The organism is Aeromonas sp. QDB62, assembly GCF_027705695.1.
Classification (GTDB): domain Bacteria; phylum Pseudomonadota; class Gammaproteobacteria; order Enterobacterales; family Aeromonadaceae; genus Aeromonas; species Aeromonas allosaccharophila.
The window spans coordinates 62,288-78,491 of the sequence record NZ_JAPDCD010000011.1 but is presented as its reverse complement, the minus strand read 5'-3'; the positions used below and the strand labels follow the sequence as shown (position 1 = coordinate 78,491).

General features: G+C 54.6%; 12 protein-coding genes. 2 read left to right on the top strand and 10 right to left on the bottom strand.

Annotated elements, in window-relative coordinates; translation table 11 throughout:
• Positions 1-109: 109 nt before the first annotated feature.
• From uhpT to OKC27_RS07665, 4 genes are all read right to left on the bottom strand, one after another.
• A complete protein-coding gene (gene uhpT, locus OKC27_RS07680) occupies positions 110-1,516 on the bottom strand; it encodes a hexose-6-phosphate:phosphate antiporter (RefSeq protein WP_042063684.1) in 1,407 nt (468 codons plus the stop codon).
• 482 nt (positions 1,517-1,998) lie between these two features.
• Positions 1,999-2,412, bottom strand: coding sequence for a CesT family type III secretion system chaperone (locus OKC27_RS07675; protein ID WP_270806143.1), 414 nt, complete (start codon positions 2,410-2,412; stop codon positions 1,999-2,001).
• A gap of 8 nt (positions 2,413-2,420) precedes the next feature.
• Positions 2,421-3,842: a hypothetical protein gene (locus OKC27_RS07670; RefSeq protein ID WP_270806142.1), complete on the bottom strand. Its 1,422-nt coding sequence runs from the start codon at positions 3,840-3,842 to the stop codon at positions 2,421-2,423.
• A 190-nt stretch (positions 3,843-4,032) separates the two neighbouring features.
• On the bottom strand, positions 4,033-5,940 hold the full coding sequence (locus tag OKC27_RS07665) for a PTS fructose transporter subunit IIABC (RefSeq protein WP_270806141.1): 1,908 nt from the start codon (positions 5,938-5,940) through the stop codon (positions 4,033-4,035).
• Positions 5,941-6,697: 757 nt separating this feature from the next.
• Here OKC27_RS07665 and OKC27_RS07660 point away from each other — a divergent pair.
• Entirely contained in the window at positions 6,698-8,722 is a 2,025-nt protein-coding gene (locus OKC27_RS07660; RefSeq protein ID WP_270806140.1) for a bifunctional 2',3'-cyclic-nucleotide 2'-phosphodiesterase/3'-nucleotidase, read from the top strand.
• A 65-nt stretch (positions 8,723-8,787) separates the two neighbouring features.
• On the opposite strand, the gene OKC27_RS07655 is transcribed toward OKC27_RS07660, so the two are convergent.
• The 6 genes from OKC27_RS07655 to OKC27_RS07630 all read right to left on the bottom strand — a co-directional run bounded on the left by OKC27_RS07655 (position 8,788) and on the right by OKC27_RS07630 (position 14,320).
• Positions 8,788-9,036: a hypothetical protein gene (locus OKC27_RS07655; RefSeq protein ID WP_270806139.1), complete on the bottom strand. Its 249-nt coding sequence runs from the start codon at positions 9,034-9,036 to the stop codon at positions 8,788-8,790.
• An 11-nt stretch (positions 9,037-9,047) separates the two neighbouring features.
• The gene (locus tag OKC27_RS07650; protein WP_270806138.1) at positions 9,048-9,563 is read right to left on the bottom strand and encodes an AAA family ATPase; all 516 of its coding nucleotides are present in this window, start codon (positions 9,561-9,563) and stop codon (positions 9,048-9,050) included.
• A gap of 132 nt (positions 9,564-9,695) precedes the next feature.
• On the bottom strand, positions 9,696-10,613 hold the full coding sequence (locus tag OKC27_RS07645; RefSeq protein ID WP_270806137.1) for a DUF4435 domain-containing protein: 918 nt from the start codon (positions 10,611-10,613) through the stop codon (positions 9,696-9,698).
• Complete coding sequence (locus OKC27_RS07640; protein WP_182933787.1) at positions 10,606-11,982, bottom strand: AAA family ATPase; 1,377 nt, start codon at positions 11,980-11,982, stop codon at positions 10,606-10,608. Before OKC27_RS07640 ends, OKC27_RS07645 begins: the two co-directional genes overlap by 8 nt.
• A gap of 689 nt (positions 11,983-12,671) precedes the next feature.
• Positions 12,672-12,935 carry a hypothetical protein gene (locus OKC27_RS07635; protein WP_058052881.1) on the bottom strand — a complete coding sequence of 88 codons (264 nt, stop codon included), beginning with the start codon at positions 12,933-12,935 and terminating at the stop codon, positions 12,672-12,674.
• A gap of 347 nt (positions 12,936-13,282) precedes the next feature.
• Positions 13,283-14,320 carry a Mal regulon transcriptional regulator MalI gene (locus OKC27_RS07630; protein ID WP_270806136.1) on the bottom strand — a complete coding sequence of 346 codons (1,038 nt, stop codon included), beginning with the start codon at positions 14,318-14,320 and terminating at the stop codon, positions 13,283-13,285.
• Positions 14,321-14,613: 293 nt separating this feature from the next.
• Between OKC27_RS07630 and malX the strand changes: the two genes are divergently transcribed.
• Positions 14,614-16,185, top strand: coding sequence for a maltose/glucose-specific PTS transporter subunit IIBC (gene malX / locus OKC27_RS07625; protein WP_182937923.1), 1,572 nt, complete (start codon positions 14,614-14,616; stop codon positions 16,183-16,185).
• Positions 16,186-16,204: the final 19 nt, after the last annotated feature.

Here is a 16,204-nt window from a genome sequence, read left to right as displayed (position 1 = left end):
TGAGCGGCAGTGCAGGCAGATGTCGGGCCAGTCGGGTGTCTGGGTTCCCCAAACGACAAGGGCCACCGCTGTGGGTGGCCCTGAACAATCAGCGACAATCTTGAGGGGATCAGGCGGTCTGGGCTGCCAGCTCGGTGGCTTTCAGTTCGCGCTTGATGCGGCGGATCTTGCGCTCTTCGGCTACGGCAACACAGCCCATCAGCACCAAACAGGTGGCTGCGGCGATGTCCAGCGCAGCGAAGGTGCCGGTCCAGCCGGTCAGGCCGAAGATGGGGGTGCCATCGGCGATCATGCCCAGACCCAGTTTGGCGAAGCTATCACCGATCAGGTAGGCAAAGGTGCCCTTGACGCCATCGGCCACGCTGATGCCCTGCTTGGGTACGAAGCCCACGGCGGCCACGCCGATCAGCAGTTGCGGACCAAACACCAGGAAGCCCAGGGTGAACAGGGAGCCCAGGAACATAAACTGGGTAGTCGCATGCTGGTAGAGACCCAGGGTCGCGATGATCAGCGCCAGCGCCACGCAAGCCACCAGACCACGACGGCCGTTGGCCAGATCGGAGAGGTAACCCCACATCAGGGTGCCGACCAGTGCGCCCACTTCGAAGAAGGTGAAGCCCTGAATGGCGATCTCTTTGGAGAAGCCCAGTACCTGGTGAGCGTACACGGTGGACCACTGGTCGATACCGATGCGCACCACGTAGAGGAAGATGTTGGCAAAGCAGAGCAGCCAGATCACCTTGTTCAGCAGCACGTACTTCACGAAGATCTGACCCTTGGTCAGCTTCTGCTCTTCGGTGGCGATATCTTCTTCGCTCGCCACTTCGTCAAACAGCTCTTCTACCTTGCCCAGACCATAGGCTTCCGGTGAATCACTACCAAAACGCAGGCCGATAAAGCCGACTACCAGCGCGATGATGGACGGGAAGATAAACATGCCGAGCACGTTGCCATCAAACAGGTAGTTGGCACCGAACAGCGCCACACCGGCCGCACCGGCACCGCCCACGTTGTGGGAGAGGTTCCACATACCCAGATAGGTGCCGCGCTTGTTGCGAGGGGTCCACTTGGTGATGGTGGAGTAGCTGCACGAACCGCCGCAGCTCTGGAAGAAACCGCTGGCCGCGTAGAAGAAGATCATGAAGTAGAGGCTGAACCCGGTGCCGCCCATGCTGGCACTGAAGCCCAGCATGCAGAGTGCGGAGAGGATCAGCATCAGCGGCAGGAACTGCTTGGTGTTCTTGCCATCGGCGTAGTAGGAGACGATGGTCTTGCCCACCCCGTAGGTGATGGAGAAGCCAAGGCCGATCATGCCGAGCTCGGTCATCGAGAGACCGTACTCCTGGATCATGTCATTTTGCGCAATGTTGAAGTTCTTGCGGATCAGATACATGGTCAAATAGCCAATAAATACAACCAGATAAGATTGCATAAACGGCTTGAACCAGAGCTTGCGCCGGGCTTCGACCGGCAGGTCCAGGGTGGGGACCCGGACCTGTTGGAGAAATTTCAACATCTTCGTTCATCCTCTGCGAGATAGACGGTATTTCCGCCGCGCCCCTCATTTGTAGATAGGTTGTAAGAGGTCACGCCACGGAAGGGGGAACGGAAAGTCAGGGGCTGCCAGCCGTTGCTGCGCTCGACGCTCCATCCATATAAACCCGGGCCCGGCACGGGGTGACGGGGCACATTGCCCGTCGTGGTGCGGGTCACGACATCAGGTGAGGTGACTCTAATCAGGGGGGAAATAAATGGCTTGAGAGCCATCCCTAGTGGGGCTAGGAAATTTTCCTAGTTTTTGCGCTTTCGCGGACAAAGCGTGAGAAACATCACACCGCTGATGCCGGATTGCTGCCATTTCAGCCAGCTGGCGGGGGGAAGGGCATCTTGCAAGCGGTGGCGCGAGAGGTGGCGCAGAGAGAAAAAGGGCCAGCCCGAGGGATTGGCGGACTGGCCAAAGAGGGGGACAGGAGTGCCCGGTGCACTCCTGCGTATTGTCTAGACCCTCAAGGTGGAGAGATTGTCGCTGTGTGGGGAGGATTCCCCTTCACAACTCAACGCGACCGCCCGGGCGACCAGTTGCTGCAGGGCAAGCTGGATCTGCGCGGCCTCGCTGTTTGCCAGCGGCAGCTGGCACCAGAGGAGCAGATGATCGTCCTGACCCAGCGCCACCCGGATGGTCGAGGGCTCGGCGCTAAAGAGGTTGCCGCGCAGCAGGTCGCGCGCATGCGCGTCGCTGCCAAGGGCACTGGCACGCAGAAACATGACCATGCTCTCTGTGCCTAGCGGGGCCAGATGAATGGCCCAGAGCCGGTCCAGGGTGAGGCAGGCATGGCCCGTCTCGTCCTGTTCGATAGTGTTGATGCCAAGGTGGGCGGCCAGTTCGCCCAGACGAGTGACATAGAGGTTCATGGTGTGGCTCATCCCAGATAGTTGTTGCTGACGTTGAAGCGGCCCTTGTTCTCATCCTGCGGACGGCAGAAGTGGCAGACCAGCTGGTCGGGCAGCCACCCTACCGTGTCCTTGAACCCCTGCAGCAGATCTGCGAAGTGAACCCCCTTGGCCTCACGGTTGAGCAGCACAAAATCAAAAGGCTGTTCGGCCCCGTTGCGGTTAATCCGCCCGATCAGCTCGGCAGCCTGCTCCGGTTGGGTGCGAATGCCGCCATCGAGCCGGTAGTTGGTCGCCTCCCGGCTCAGGGTGCCGTAGATCTGGCTCTCGTCGTGAAAGCCGACCAAGCCATCCTTGAGCTTCTCGGCGAAAGCCATGGTGTTGGAGACCAGCACATTGTTGCGGGTCGAGGCGAAATCAAATTCGATCCCCTCCGGCTTGGTAAAGGTGCCCTCATTGATGCCACTGCCGTGGGAGGAGAAGAGCACGTTCCGGTTCAGCTGCTGCTGGCCGCTGAACAGATAGGCGATCTCCTTGCCATTGATGATGATGGGGGTGATGGCAATCTGATGTTGCCGCTCAAGCGAAACTCGCGTGGCTTCAGGCAGATTGGTGCCATTGACCTTGATGTGCTGGCCATCGCTCAGGCGAGCGGCAATACCATTTTTGGCAAACAGGCTGTCGGCCTTGGCCAGATCTTCGGCCCGCATGGCGCTCTTGCCGGGAATATGGATACCGTAACTGCCCGGTTTGCTGGCGCTTGGCCAGATGGCCGGACGGTCAAAATCGGCAGCCGGCTTTTCAGCGAGCACACTGACGGCGCCGCCCCAGCGGGCCTCCAGCTGTCTGGTCAGTTGGCCAGCACTGTAGGCATCCAGCTGGCGCTTGGCATCGGCCAGGGTCGGGGCATGTTTCATCCCTTCGCCCGGAATAAAGACGCCGAACTGTCCCGGCTTGCTGGCACTGGGCCAAATGGCTGCGCTATTGCTGCCGGGGGCCGGTTTGCTGGCCAATACCTGCACATCCTGCCCGGCGAAGTGGTGGCAGAGATCAACAGTGTTGTTCTGCTGGCGGGGCGGGAGGGCCGGCGCCGGTTTGGCCGGACGCTCCGGCAACGCGGGTGGCAGCTGACGAGCGGCGGCATCAAGCAGCAGCTTGGCATCGGTGAGGGAGAGTTGGTCGGATCGCAATCCGGCGAGGATGGCGCGGCCCCCCTTGTCCTGATGCAGGGTGAAGCTGGCGATATGCGGCAGCAGCCCGGCGACTTCCTGCTGATTGAGGGAGATGTTGCGAACCTGCTCGAAGACGGCGTGGGCAAAGGCACGCTCCTGTGACGAGGCGCCGACCCCAGCGCTGGCTGCGCCCTGGTTAGCCAGGCGGCCCGCCTGCTCGGCATGGCCGAGCTGATTGATCTGTTGATTGACGAGTGTTTGTAGGGAGTGGATCTGCATTGAACCTCCGGTCTTATGTATGACGAGGATTCTATGAAGATGACGGCGGGGGCTCCGTCACTAAACAGCGCTTAATTTGTAGAAAATGGTTGTTGTGCAAGGCCACGTGATTGCAGGAAAAGCAAAAGAGGGGCCACTGGGCCCCTCTTTGATTGCAGGTTGATTGCAGGTTTCAGCAGGAGGTGGGAACTCAGGCCGCCTTGGCCAGGGTCACCTCGTCACTCTTTTTGACCCGCAGCTTTTTCAGGGCAACCGCCACCACGCCGGTGACGATGGCGCCGCAGATCATGCAGAGCAGGGCCAGCAGCGGCTTGTTGACCGCACCCAGCAGGGCCACGATGGGGCCACCGTGGGCAACGCTGTTGGTGATGCCGAACAGGAAGGCCATCACTGCAGCGGTCATGCTGCCCAGAATGTTGGCCGGGATAACGGCCAGCGGATCACGGGCGGCAAACGGAATCGCCCCTTCGGAGATCCCCACCAGACCCATGGCACCGGCGGCTTTGCCCGCTTCGATTTCAGAGGCATCGAAGATACCCAGCTTGCGACCGAGCACGGTTGCCAGCGACATGCCAAGGGGCGCGGCCGGGATGGCGCAGGCCATGGCACCCATAAACTGGGTCTGACCGGAGGCAATCATGCCGACCGAGAACAGGAACGCCACCTTGTTGACCGGGCCACCCATATCAAAGCCAGCCATACCACCCAGCACGATACCCAGCAGCACCAGGCTGCCGCCGCTCATGGAGAGCAGCATGGCGTTGAGGCCAGTCATCATGTCGGCAATCGGGGCGCCGATGATGAAGATGAATACCGCAGCGATAAACAGGGAACCGACGATGGGAGCGATCAGGATCGGCACCAGCGGCTGTACCATCTTGTGGTACTGACGGGTCGCAATCCAGCGCACCAGATAGCCGACCAGCAGGCCCGCGATGATGGCACCGATAAAGCCGGTCCCGGCGTCAGCGCCGTAGAAGCTGCCGTTGTTGGCGATCCAGCCGCCGATAAAGCCCGGTGCCAGCGCCGGGCGATCACCGATGGCGTAGGCGATATAGCCCGCCAGAATGGGGATCATCAGGGTAAAGGCGGCCACGCCCACGTTGAGGATCTGGTTCCACATGCTCCCTTCCGGGATCTGCATGCCGCTCGGGGTCGGGTTGCCGCCGATGGCCAGCGCCAGCGCAATCAACAGACCTCCGGTCACCACGAACGGGATCATGTGGGATACGCCGTTCATCAGGTAGCGATAGAGATCGGAACTGCCGCCCGCGCTCTTCTCTTCACCCTTTTTATCTTCTTTGCCAGCCACATAGGCCGGGGCTTTCAGTGCCTGCTCGATCAGACCCTTGCCATCCTTGATGGGAGCCTTGACGCCGGTTTTGATCAGAGGCTTGCCCGCGAAGCGGGCCATGTCCACCTGCTTGTCACAGGCGACCACGATGGCGGTGGCGCGGGCAATCTCGTCCGCAGTCGGGCTGTTCTTGACGCCGATGGAGCCGTTGGTCTCCACCTTCACCTCGTAACCCAGCTCACGGGCGGCGCGCTCCAGCGACTCGGCCGCCAGATAGGTGTGGGCGATACCGGCCGGGCAACCGGTGACACCGATAATGAAACCCTTGCTGGTGGTCGGGGATGCGCTCTGTTCCTCTTTCTTGGCCAGCAGCAGTGCCAGCGCGTCGGCCGGGCTCTTGGCTGCCAGCAGCTTGGCGATAAAGCCTTCTTCGATCAGCTTGCCGGAGAGCTCGGCCAGCACTTCGATATGGTGATTGGCGCCGCCATCGGGGGAGGCGATCATAAAGAAAATGTGGGACGGCTTGCCATCTTCGGCGCCGTACTCGATGCCGTTGCGGCTGATGCCGATGGCGACCGCCGGGTTGCAGACCGCCGCACTCTTGGCGTGGGGCAGGGCCACGCCTTCCTCAAAGCCGGTGTTGCCCAGCTCTTCGCGGGCCCACAGATCCTTGATAAAGGCCTGCTCGTCGCTGACCTTGCCTTGCGACGCCAGCAGGCGGGCCATCTCGGTGAAGACCTCTTCCTTTCGCGTCGCTTTCAAATCGAGGTTGATCAGATGTTCATTGATCAAGGTGGTGATCATGGCGCTCTCCCCGCTTCCGGTGACGGAAGCTATGCGTGAGTACGTATCGACGTACTGGATAAAAATGACCTGAACATTATCGCGGCTCGCCCGCCCCCTCCCTATCGGACAAATGTGCTAATCACTGGATTTTTGTGCGCAGTAAAACGCGATGTGATGAAGATCCCGTTTTCAGGCAGGACTCGCCATTTTCAGGTCATTGCTGATTTTTTCTTTAAAAACAAACAAATGAATTGGTATCAAGCGTGCGGCAAGGTTTGTTATGCGCCATATCAATAAATTAATCACCTGCGGGGTCTGGATTTATATGTGGTTTAACGGTGCCGCGAGATGTGACCTTTCTCACAAAAAGTCGCGCTTTCGCCGGGCGGATTAGGATTTTTATGCGCCTGATGGTGGAGGCCAATTGGATTGGCAAGGCGAGCACAGAGGAGGGATGGGAGACGTAGGGGACAATAAACGAAGTGAATGGCACCGCCTGTTTGGGAAGCGGGTGTGGTGGCAAGAGAGAGGATGGCAGAAGGGTAGAGGTGATGACGCGAATGTCCGAATACGCTGCGCTATTCGCACCAGCGGGCCATGACCGTGCAGGCACGAAATGAATGTTGCATCCGTCAGTTTAAAATACTGTGCGGGCCTTAAATTTCGAATATTAATGTGGTTATTGTAGTTATAAACCCACGTAGATCACAGATAAACCCTACCGCAGCAGGTAGCATGCCCCGACTGGCACTAACAATAAGCGAGAAAAATAACAATGCACTTCACTCTCAAACTGAGCGCGGTGGCGGTACTGCTTGCCCTCTCCGGATGCCAAAGCAGTGACGACAGTACCCCGGGCGATGTCAATCTGCGGTTGATGGAGACCTCCGACGTTCACTCCAACCTGCTGAGCTTCGACTACTACCAGAACAAGCGAGATGATTCGCTGGGCCTTGCCCGCACGGGCTTGCTGATCAAGCAAGCCCGTGACGAGAACAGCAACAACCTGCTGATCGACAACGGTGACCTGATCCAGGGCACTCCCCTGTCTGACTATGTCTTTTCCCAATACAAGGGCGATCCCGATTATCTGACCAAGTCGGCAGGTCACCCCGCCATCAAGGTGCTCAACGAGCTGAAATATGACGTGGGCAACCTCGGCAACCATGAATTCAACTACGGCCTCGAGTTCCTGGCGAAAACCCTCTCCGGGGCCAACTACCAGGTCGTGAATGCCAACGTCTTCGACGGCAACACCCTCAAGCGCGGCAGTGATGGCAAGGTTGACTGGGATGCCATGCCGCAACACTTCAAGCCCTATGTGCTGCTGGATCGTCAGGTAAAAGATGCCAACGGCAAGATGCAGACCATCAAGGTGGGTGTGCTGGGGATGAACCCGCCCCAGATCCTCCAGTGGGACAAGCACAACCTTGAAGGCAAGGTCGTCGTGGCTGACATGGTCGAGACTGCCGAGCACTACATCCCCGAGATGCGTGCCAAGGGTGCCGATCTGGTGATCATTGCGGCGCACTCCGGTATCACCGGCACCCCGCAAGAACCTCTGATGGAGAACGCCGCCATCTATCTTGCCCAGGTGAAGGGGCTGGATGCCCTGCTGCTGGGCCATGCCCACAAAGCCTTCCCCGGCGAGTATCCCGATATCGAGAACGTGGATAACAAAACGGGCAAGATTGCTGGCGTTCCGGCCGTTATGCCCGGCGTGACAGGTAACCATCTTGGCATCATCGATCTCAAGTTGACCTATCAGGATGGGCGTTGGCAGGTGGCGGATAGTCACTCTGAACTGCGCAAGGTCAAAGCGTTGCCAAGCGGTGAAGAGGATCAGGGGGTCGTGAATCTGATCCAGACCGTCCACGACGAGACCATTGAGTGGCTGAGCCTGCCTATCGGCAAGCTGACCGCCCCTATTCATAGCTTCTTCTCGGTCGCGCAGGATGATGCCTCCATCCAGATCGTGAGCGATGCCCAGCAGTGGCATGTCGAGCAGGTGAAAGCGGATTGTCTGAAGCAGAACGGCCTTAATTGCGGCCTCAAGGAAGACCTGCCCGTGCTGTCGGCGGCGGCGCCGTTCCGTGGCGGGCGCAACGGTCCCAACGACTACACCTGGGTGCAGGCGGGCGACATCTCCGGGCGCAACGTCGCGGATCTCTATGTCTTCCCCAATACCTTGCAGGTGGTGAAAGTCGATGGCGCCACCGTGAAAGAGTGGCTGGAGAAGAGTGCCGTCCAGTATCGTCAGATTGACCCGAACTCCGATCAGGCGCAGTGGCTGGTGGTTGACGATTTCCGTCCCTACAACCTCGATGCGATCAAAGGGGTGAGCTACGAGGTGGATGTCACCCAGCCTGCTCGCTATAACCAGGATGGCAAGAAGGTCAGCGACAGCCAGCGCATTAGCCAGCTCACCTACAATGGCAACGCGATCGATCCGAAGCAGAACTTCTACGTGGTCACCAACAACTACCGCGCCAGCGGTGGTGGCAGCTTCCCGGGCATCAATGGTCAGGCACTGGTACACGAAGATCCGATGGAAACACGTGAAGTGCTCTCTGCCTATGTGAAGCAGCTGACCAAGGACAACCAGGAAGGTTTCGAGGTTAAAGCCGCTGACAACTGGCATCTCAAGCCGTTGCCTGCGAAGACCAAGGTCTACTTCTACTCCTCGCCAAACCCCGAGGTCGAGAAGCTGGCAGGCCCCACTCTGAAACGGGTGGAAGGCGTGGTGGCCAACGATCCCAAGTTTGCCAATCATGCGATCTACCAGCTGTTAGGTCAGTAATGCCGGGCGGCCTGCGGGCCGCCTTTTTTTACCCCGCTCTTGCCATTACACGGCTTGTGGGCCGATCAACCACCCCGGCTGCTGCGCTTGGCTCGATAGCGATGCACGAGCCAGTCAATTCCCGCCATTGCCGCCGCGACGCCGATCATGATCAGAGTGAGGCGGCCGCCCTTCTGCCATGAGAGCAAATCCATATGAAAATCCTGCCGGATAAATTCCGGGATCAGACCGATAGGTGCGGTAATTGCCAGATAGGATATAAATTTTTTGAAAAACAGATAGTCAGGTTTTGGCGTCTGTTTGTATTGGTCCATCAAGTCTCCTGTTAGCGCTTAACGGTCAGTTGAGTGAGATAGCTATTTACCGCTGCCCGAGTCGTGAAACGGTGCTTGTCATTTGGGAATCGATCAAACAGTTCGCGATGAAATTGGCGGGAGCTTTTGCCAGCTCGCTGCCCATATTCCGATGCCCACACCAGCAGTTGTTGAAAGTTCTCTTCCGCAGCCACTGCATCCCGTTGTCTGGCGCTTTGTGATCCGCGCGATAGCAGTGAGTCACGGCATACAGACCAGTCGAGATCGAGAAAGAGCAGGGTATCGGCGGTATCAAGCAGTTGCTCGGCCAAGGCACCAAATACCCCTTCGACCACCCATGAGTGCTCTTGAGCAAGTGTTTGAATGGCATGGTCAATCTCATGCTGGGGCCGTTTCTGGTTAAAGCCGCCCGTCTGCCAGACGATGGTGTCCAGATTGACCTCGCGGATAGTTAACCGCTCAGCCAATCGGGCCGCCAACCAGCTCTTGCCCGAGCCGGAGTTGCCAATAATCAGAATTCGTTTCATCTCTGGGTGCTCTTTCTGGAACAGATATCTGGAGGCTGGAAAGTAGAGGTGCAAAGTGCTGTGCTTATTGCACCCTACCGGGGGGATTACGCGAATGTTAGAATATGCTTCGTAATTTATACCTCCAAGTTTTTATGCGTTTATTTTATTAAGGTATTGCAGCAAACATTCTGGGGGTTTTGCAAAGGGAGATATTTCTTCAAATAACTTTCTTGGATCTCTTCTTGAGACATTAAATTTTACTGACGTGTTTAAGTAAGTCCGTTTTCTTTCATCATTAGCATCATCAATGAGTAGCCCTAGAATATATGAGAAAAAATGCCAGTTAAACTTACCTCTAAAGGTTAGTTCTGGGTTAATATTCTTCAGTGCTTCATCTGCCAATCTTAGCATTTCTTGAGTTAGCTTTGGTGCTGTCGGATGTTTTGTTTCAATGAGGTTAAGATCGTATTTGGCTTCTATGTTGGCATTAGTAACATGAATGAACTCAGTGGGTAAGCATTTAGGAAGATTTAGTTTTTTAGCTTTATCTACGGTTGCGTAATTCCTTTGAGCATATATCCACATATTATATAGGCGTATTGATTCATAGAATTTCATTGATAAAGAATCATATAGTTTTAAACATTTAGTGAAACCATCGTCGGTAGGCAATAATAAAAATCTACCTATCAAAAAATTTATAAAAGTCTCTCTGTTGTACACAATGTTTTCCACCGAATATGTTGGTGTAATGTAAACGTCTTTGGGTATGGAAGGATTTTTTTGTTCATCAAAATCTTTGTCAACAAAAAAACCTACGATACAATCACCAAGGTCCTTGGAGAGAACTTCATTTGCTTCAATAACTCCATCTTTTCCATCACAATTTAGAGGTAGGATGTACTTATCGTGGTACATATTTTTTGCATTCTGAGGGTAAAAGTAGACATCATCCTCACCTTCAAGAAATAAAAAAACATAGGTTTTTTTATTCTTTAGCAATTTGAATTTATGAATTGATATAGCGACAGCGGAGCGACTCATCTGGGCATTTATCTGTTCAAGCATCGGAGCTGAGTTCCTTGTTGATATGAATGAAGTCAGATAAATTTTTTGCTTTCGTTTTTAAATTGTTGTCATAAATAAATGGTGAGTGTGTGACAGCTATAAGCAAACTACATTTTTTCGATGCTACGATATCTGGGAGTAAGTTCATTTGCCAAAAAATAGAAAGCGAAAGTTCCGGTTCATCAAATAGAATAATGAATTTCTTTTTAGAATTAAGATATATCTTTGAAAATAGTGAGACTATTTGTTGTTCTCCAGAGGACAATGCACTTAGAGAGATTTTATTTTTTGATTTATTACTATGGACATAGATATCTGCATTTGATTTATCGTAAACTAATTCTGTTTGTTCCAAATATCCATTGCAAACTTCGACAAATTTATCTGTATATAGGTCAATTTCTTTTTGCTCTCCATAGACCTCAACGAGTTTACTGAGAAAATATACTAATAAATTATCTGAAGCCGGATAACTACCACTCTCTACTATATCTATGATGCCTTTTTTATCGCTTGGGCTAAACATTGTTCCGACGCGAGCCAATACAACCTCAATATCGGATTTTGAAATTTTCGATAGGTCTGGTACTTCTGTTACATCACCGCGCACTAATTGCCTTAACATTTCCCCAGATAAATTAGTGAGTGCTTTACTAGATAGTTTTGATACTTCTGATTTTATTTCTTCAAATTTTTCATTTACATCTTTCATTCCGAATTGTATTGGGATGTCAGAAGAACCGGATATTCTTAAATCAACATCATCTTCTTCGTTAATATCAATTTCTAGATTTTTTAAATCTTCTTCAACTCGACGATATGTAGGGAAGTATAAAATATCAGCTTCACCAATATTATGTTTTATGATCTCATTAAAACGATTGAAAGTCTTTTCCGGATGAGAGATAAGTAATTTGAAATCACTGTTTAATTCATCTTTCCATTTGCTTTTTTGATATCCAAGTCGAGTTGATAAAATTTCACTATCAATGCTATCTATATCAAACTCGTTACTTTCTATTTCAGAGATGACTTTTTTGAATTCCATGGAATTTTCAAAAAATGAATTTAAATTACGCTGAACCCTTAAAAAAGATTGTCGGCCTTTATATTTAGTCAGCAACTTCAATTCATATTTGCTAAAGCTAATAATGTCTTTATTGGAAAACTCTAGTTCAATTTTATCAAACTCATAGTTTTCTAGTTTTTTAAAGTCAGCTTTTAGCATATGATAAAGCATATTAATAACAGTGGTTTTTCCACTGCCATTTTCACCAACCAGTATTAATTCGTTATCTTCAAATATAAAGTCAACATTTTGAATGTTGAATAGATTTCTTATTGAAAATCTAGATATGATATGATTCAATTTTATCTCCAGATATGATTTTTTCTAGCGTTACATGAATTCAAAGTGTCGTTAAATCTCTAAAGAATTTTAGATGATTTTAAAAAGTCATAGATTATTATAAGTCTAAGGGAACACAAAGAATTTATAAATGCGTGTAAATTAATTAAATAGATAATGGAATATGTCACGCGATAAATTCACGCAATAAATCAATGAGTTCTATTGCAATATGCTTGTTTTATACTTATCCTTTAATAAAGGAAGGCTAACTAAGAATAATATCACGTATTTAACAACTAAATACTTGCGTCTACATTTACTATACATCGCGCTTGAACATGGTTGTTAATATTATAAGTATTAAAACTACCCATATACTGGTTGCAGAAGACAAGTTGCACCCTGAGTCACAAGTGTATTGAATTGTCTCAAAGAGAAAAAAACACGCTACCGCCCGTGGATTACAGCCTCCAGCCTGCTGCGGTTATCCGACGATGTGGGGGGATGGCGAAACGGCTGCACAGGGTGATCTCTGCAAGAGTGGTTGCCAAGTGGGGCATATTAATCGAGATGTGGGCAGAGTAAAACCGCCGTCGGGCAAAAAACCTGCCAAAGATCAATAAATTACTCACTAAGAGGTTTCTATCTGACCGTTTTGCACAGCAACCGCAGGCAGAGCTTCACCTCATGCCGGGTACAACCGCCACTTAATACTCCAGAAACTTCTCCCCGCACCGCTCACAAATAAGATGTTTTACATGGGTGGCCTGATAGGCGAGGGTCTGGCCGAAGACCGCATTGGTCAGGCTGCTGGAGCGAAAGGCTTGCCAGAAGGCTTTGCGCGGGTCTTTGGGCATCACATCCTGGCTGTGATCCCGTGGCACCAACACCACGATATGGCGGGTGCGCTCCCTGCATTTGTCACAGCGATGGATTTCAGTTGGCGGGTTCTGGTCGTGCGGGTTGCTCATAAAGGGGCTCGTGAAGAGAGGGAGGCGCCCATCATATTCCTCTCCACTTGGCTCTCAATCTCTCCTTGCCAGCGCAGTGAGCAGGCTCACGTTTTGCGCCCCTTCTTTACTACTTGACCTCGACAGCCCCTTGCCCGCGCGTTGCAACCGTGTGCCTCAGGCCGGTTCCCGCTTCTGCGGTTTGCTGGTGAGCGGTGATGATATGGCGGTTGGGGCGAGCTCAGGCTGTTGCAGGCTTGCCCAGCCAGCTCAGGCCGATTCTCGCTTCTGCGGTTTGCTGGTGAGTGGTGATGTGATGGCGGATGGGGGCAAGTTCGGGCTGCTGCAGACGGGCCAGCCTTGCCAACTCAGGCCGACTCCCGCTTCTGCAAGTTGGGGGTGATGATATGGCGGTTGGGGGCGAGCTCGGGTTGCTGCATCCGGGCCAGCAGTCGCCTTGCCGCCTGTCGGCCAATCTCCCGCGCCGGTGAGCTGACAAAGGTGAGAGCGGGGGTGGTGAGTTCCGCTTCCGCCACGTCGTCAAAGCCAAGCAGGGCCACCTGCTGGCCGATGTAGTTGTCCTTGCCCACGGTGCGGCCGCTCGCCTCGACGCCATAGATGGCGCCGAGCGCCACCTCGGGGTAGTGGCAGAGCACGGCGGTCACCTTGGGGTGCTGGTGCAGCAGCTGGGCGATGGTGTCGGCGGCGCTGCGCTGGGTGCGCTCGCACTCCAGTACCCACTCCGGTTTGAAGGGGAGGCCATATTGCAGCAGGCTGGCGCAGTAGCCGCCGATCCGCTCGGCGCGGGTGAGGGAGTCGGCCCGCCCGCCGACGTAGGCGATATGGCGGTGACCCTGTTCGATCAGATAAGTGGTGGCCTGTTTGGCGGCGTGGGTATTGTCGGGGCCGATAAAGTCCACATCATCCCGATAGTAGGAGCGGGCGGCGCACACCACCGGCAGTTCGGAATCGAGCAGGGTCTCCAGTGTCTTGGCCGCCGCGCCGCGCACCGGATTGAAGATGATGCCCGCCACCCCCTGCCGTGACAGGGACTGGATGCTCTGCTGCAACCGCTCCGGGCTGTGGCCGCACTGGGTCAGAAACAGCAGATAGCCCTGCTGCTCCAGCACCTCGCTCACCCCGGCGGTCACTTCGGTATAGAAGGGGTCGGTGATGTCGCGCAGGATCAGCCCCACCAGATTGGATTGCTGGCTGCGCAGGTTGGCGGCGGCGCTGTTGGGCACGTAGTCGAGCTCTTTTATCGCCTGCTGCACCCGCTCGGCGGTGGCGGGCGAGATGCGCCCCTTGCCGTTGAGCACCATTGAGACGGTGGTGACCGATACTCCCGCCCGCTGGGCGACATCGGTGATCTTGACGTTTTTCGAGACGAGCGGTTTGGACGGCATAGGGCGAACGGGGTGCGATGGCTGATTGAGAGCGAGGCCCCAGCATACCTGCTCAGATGCTCAAGTGAAACGTTACATCACCATTGGGCCGATCCGGCTCACAAATTTGGATCCAGCTGCCAGCCAGCCCCCTAATTCTGTGATCTTGTCGGCACTTGTAGTTTGATAAAACGATTTATCATCCGGCAAAACCTGATGCTGACCCGCGCCTCTGCTTCGAGATTGCGTCGAGATCGCCTCGAGCGGGGGAGGGCAGCCGCAGATATTGCTGTTTATTCACAAGGAGCCGTTTCATGGCCAAGCCTCAAGCCAAATCCACCATCTGGGAGTTCCTGCAGAGCCTCGGCAAGACCTTTATGTTGCCGGTCGCCCTGCTGGCCTTCTCGGGCATTCTGCTCGGTGTCGGCAGCTCGCTCACCAGCGATGCGGTCAAGCAGAGCATGCCCTTCCTCGACAATACCGTGCTGCAACTGCTGTTCCTCTGGATGACCAAGGTGGGGCTGGTGGCCTTTATCTACCTGCCGGTGATGTTTGCGGTGGCCATTCCGCTGGGATTGGCGCGAGAAGAGAAGGGGGTTGCGGCCTTTGCCGGTTTCGTCGGCTATGCGGCGCTCAACCTCTCCATCAACTTCTACCTGACCGTGGCCAACGTTATCGGTGATGCCGCGGCGGAGAAGGCCTACGGGGTGAAATCGATCCTCGGCATCAGCTCCATCGACACCGGGATTCTGGGGGCCATCATCGTCGGGGTGATCGTCGCCAAACTGCACGCCCGTTTCTACACCTACAAGATGCCCGATGCGCTCGCCTTCTTCGGCGGTGCCCGCTTCGTGCCCATCATCACAGTGCTGGTACTGGGTGTGGTCGGCTTGGTCGTGCCGTTCGCCTGGCCCTGGTTTGCCGCAGGCATTAATGGTATCGGGGCGCTCATTTCCCACGCCGGTCCCTTCGGCCCCTTCCTGTTCGGTACCGGTGAGCGTCTGCTGCTGCCGCTCGGTCTGCACCACATTCTGGTGGCGCTCATCCGCTTTACCGAAGCGGGCGGCACGTCACTTGTGTGCGGCAACGAGGTGAGCGGCGCGCTCAATATTTTCTACGCCGAGCTCTCTTGCGCCGACACCAGCGGCTTCTCGGTCTCTGCCACTTCGTTCCTCTCTCAGGGCAAGATGCCTGCCTTCCTGGGCGGTCTGCCGGGGGCGGCGCTCGCCATGTATCACTGCGCTCGCCCGGAAAATCGCGGCAAGATCAAGGCGCTGCTGGTCTCCGGTGTGGTGGCCTGCGTCATTGGTGGCATCACAGAGCCGCTTGAGTTCCTGTTCCTGTTCGTGGCGCCGGTGCTCTACGTTATTCACGCCATCCTGACGGGTCTGGGCTTTATGACCATGGGGCTGCTCGGCGTCACCATCGGCAACACCGACGGTAACCTCATTGATTTTCTGGTGTTCGGCGTGCTGCAAGGCACCGCCACAAAGTGGTATCTGGTGCCGGTCGCGGCCGCCATCTGGTTTGCCATCTACTACAGCGTGTTCCGCTTCGCCATCGTGCGCTTTAACCTCAAGACCCCGGGCCGTGAGATTGAAACCAGCGAGGCTGCCCAGCCTGCGGGCAAGAAGGCTGGCAACAGCGGTTACAACGGTGAAATCATCCTCAACGCCTTGGGCGGGGCCGATAACATCCTGGCGCTCGATAACTGCATCACTCGCCTGCGGATGTCGGTGCAGGACATGAGCCGGGTCGATGACAAGGTATTGAAGGCGAACGGTGCCATCGGGGTGATCAAGCTCGACGAGCACAACCTGCAGGTGGTGATCGGCCCGCAGGTGCATCTGGTGAAAAACCAGCTGCAGAGCCTGATGGGGGCCTGAACCGGCCAATAAGATCCGA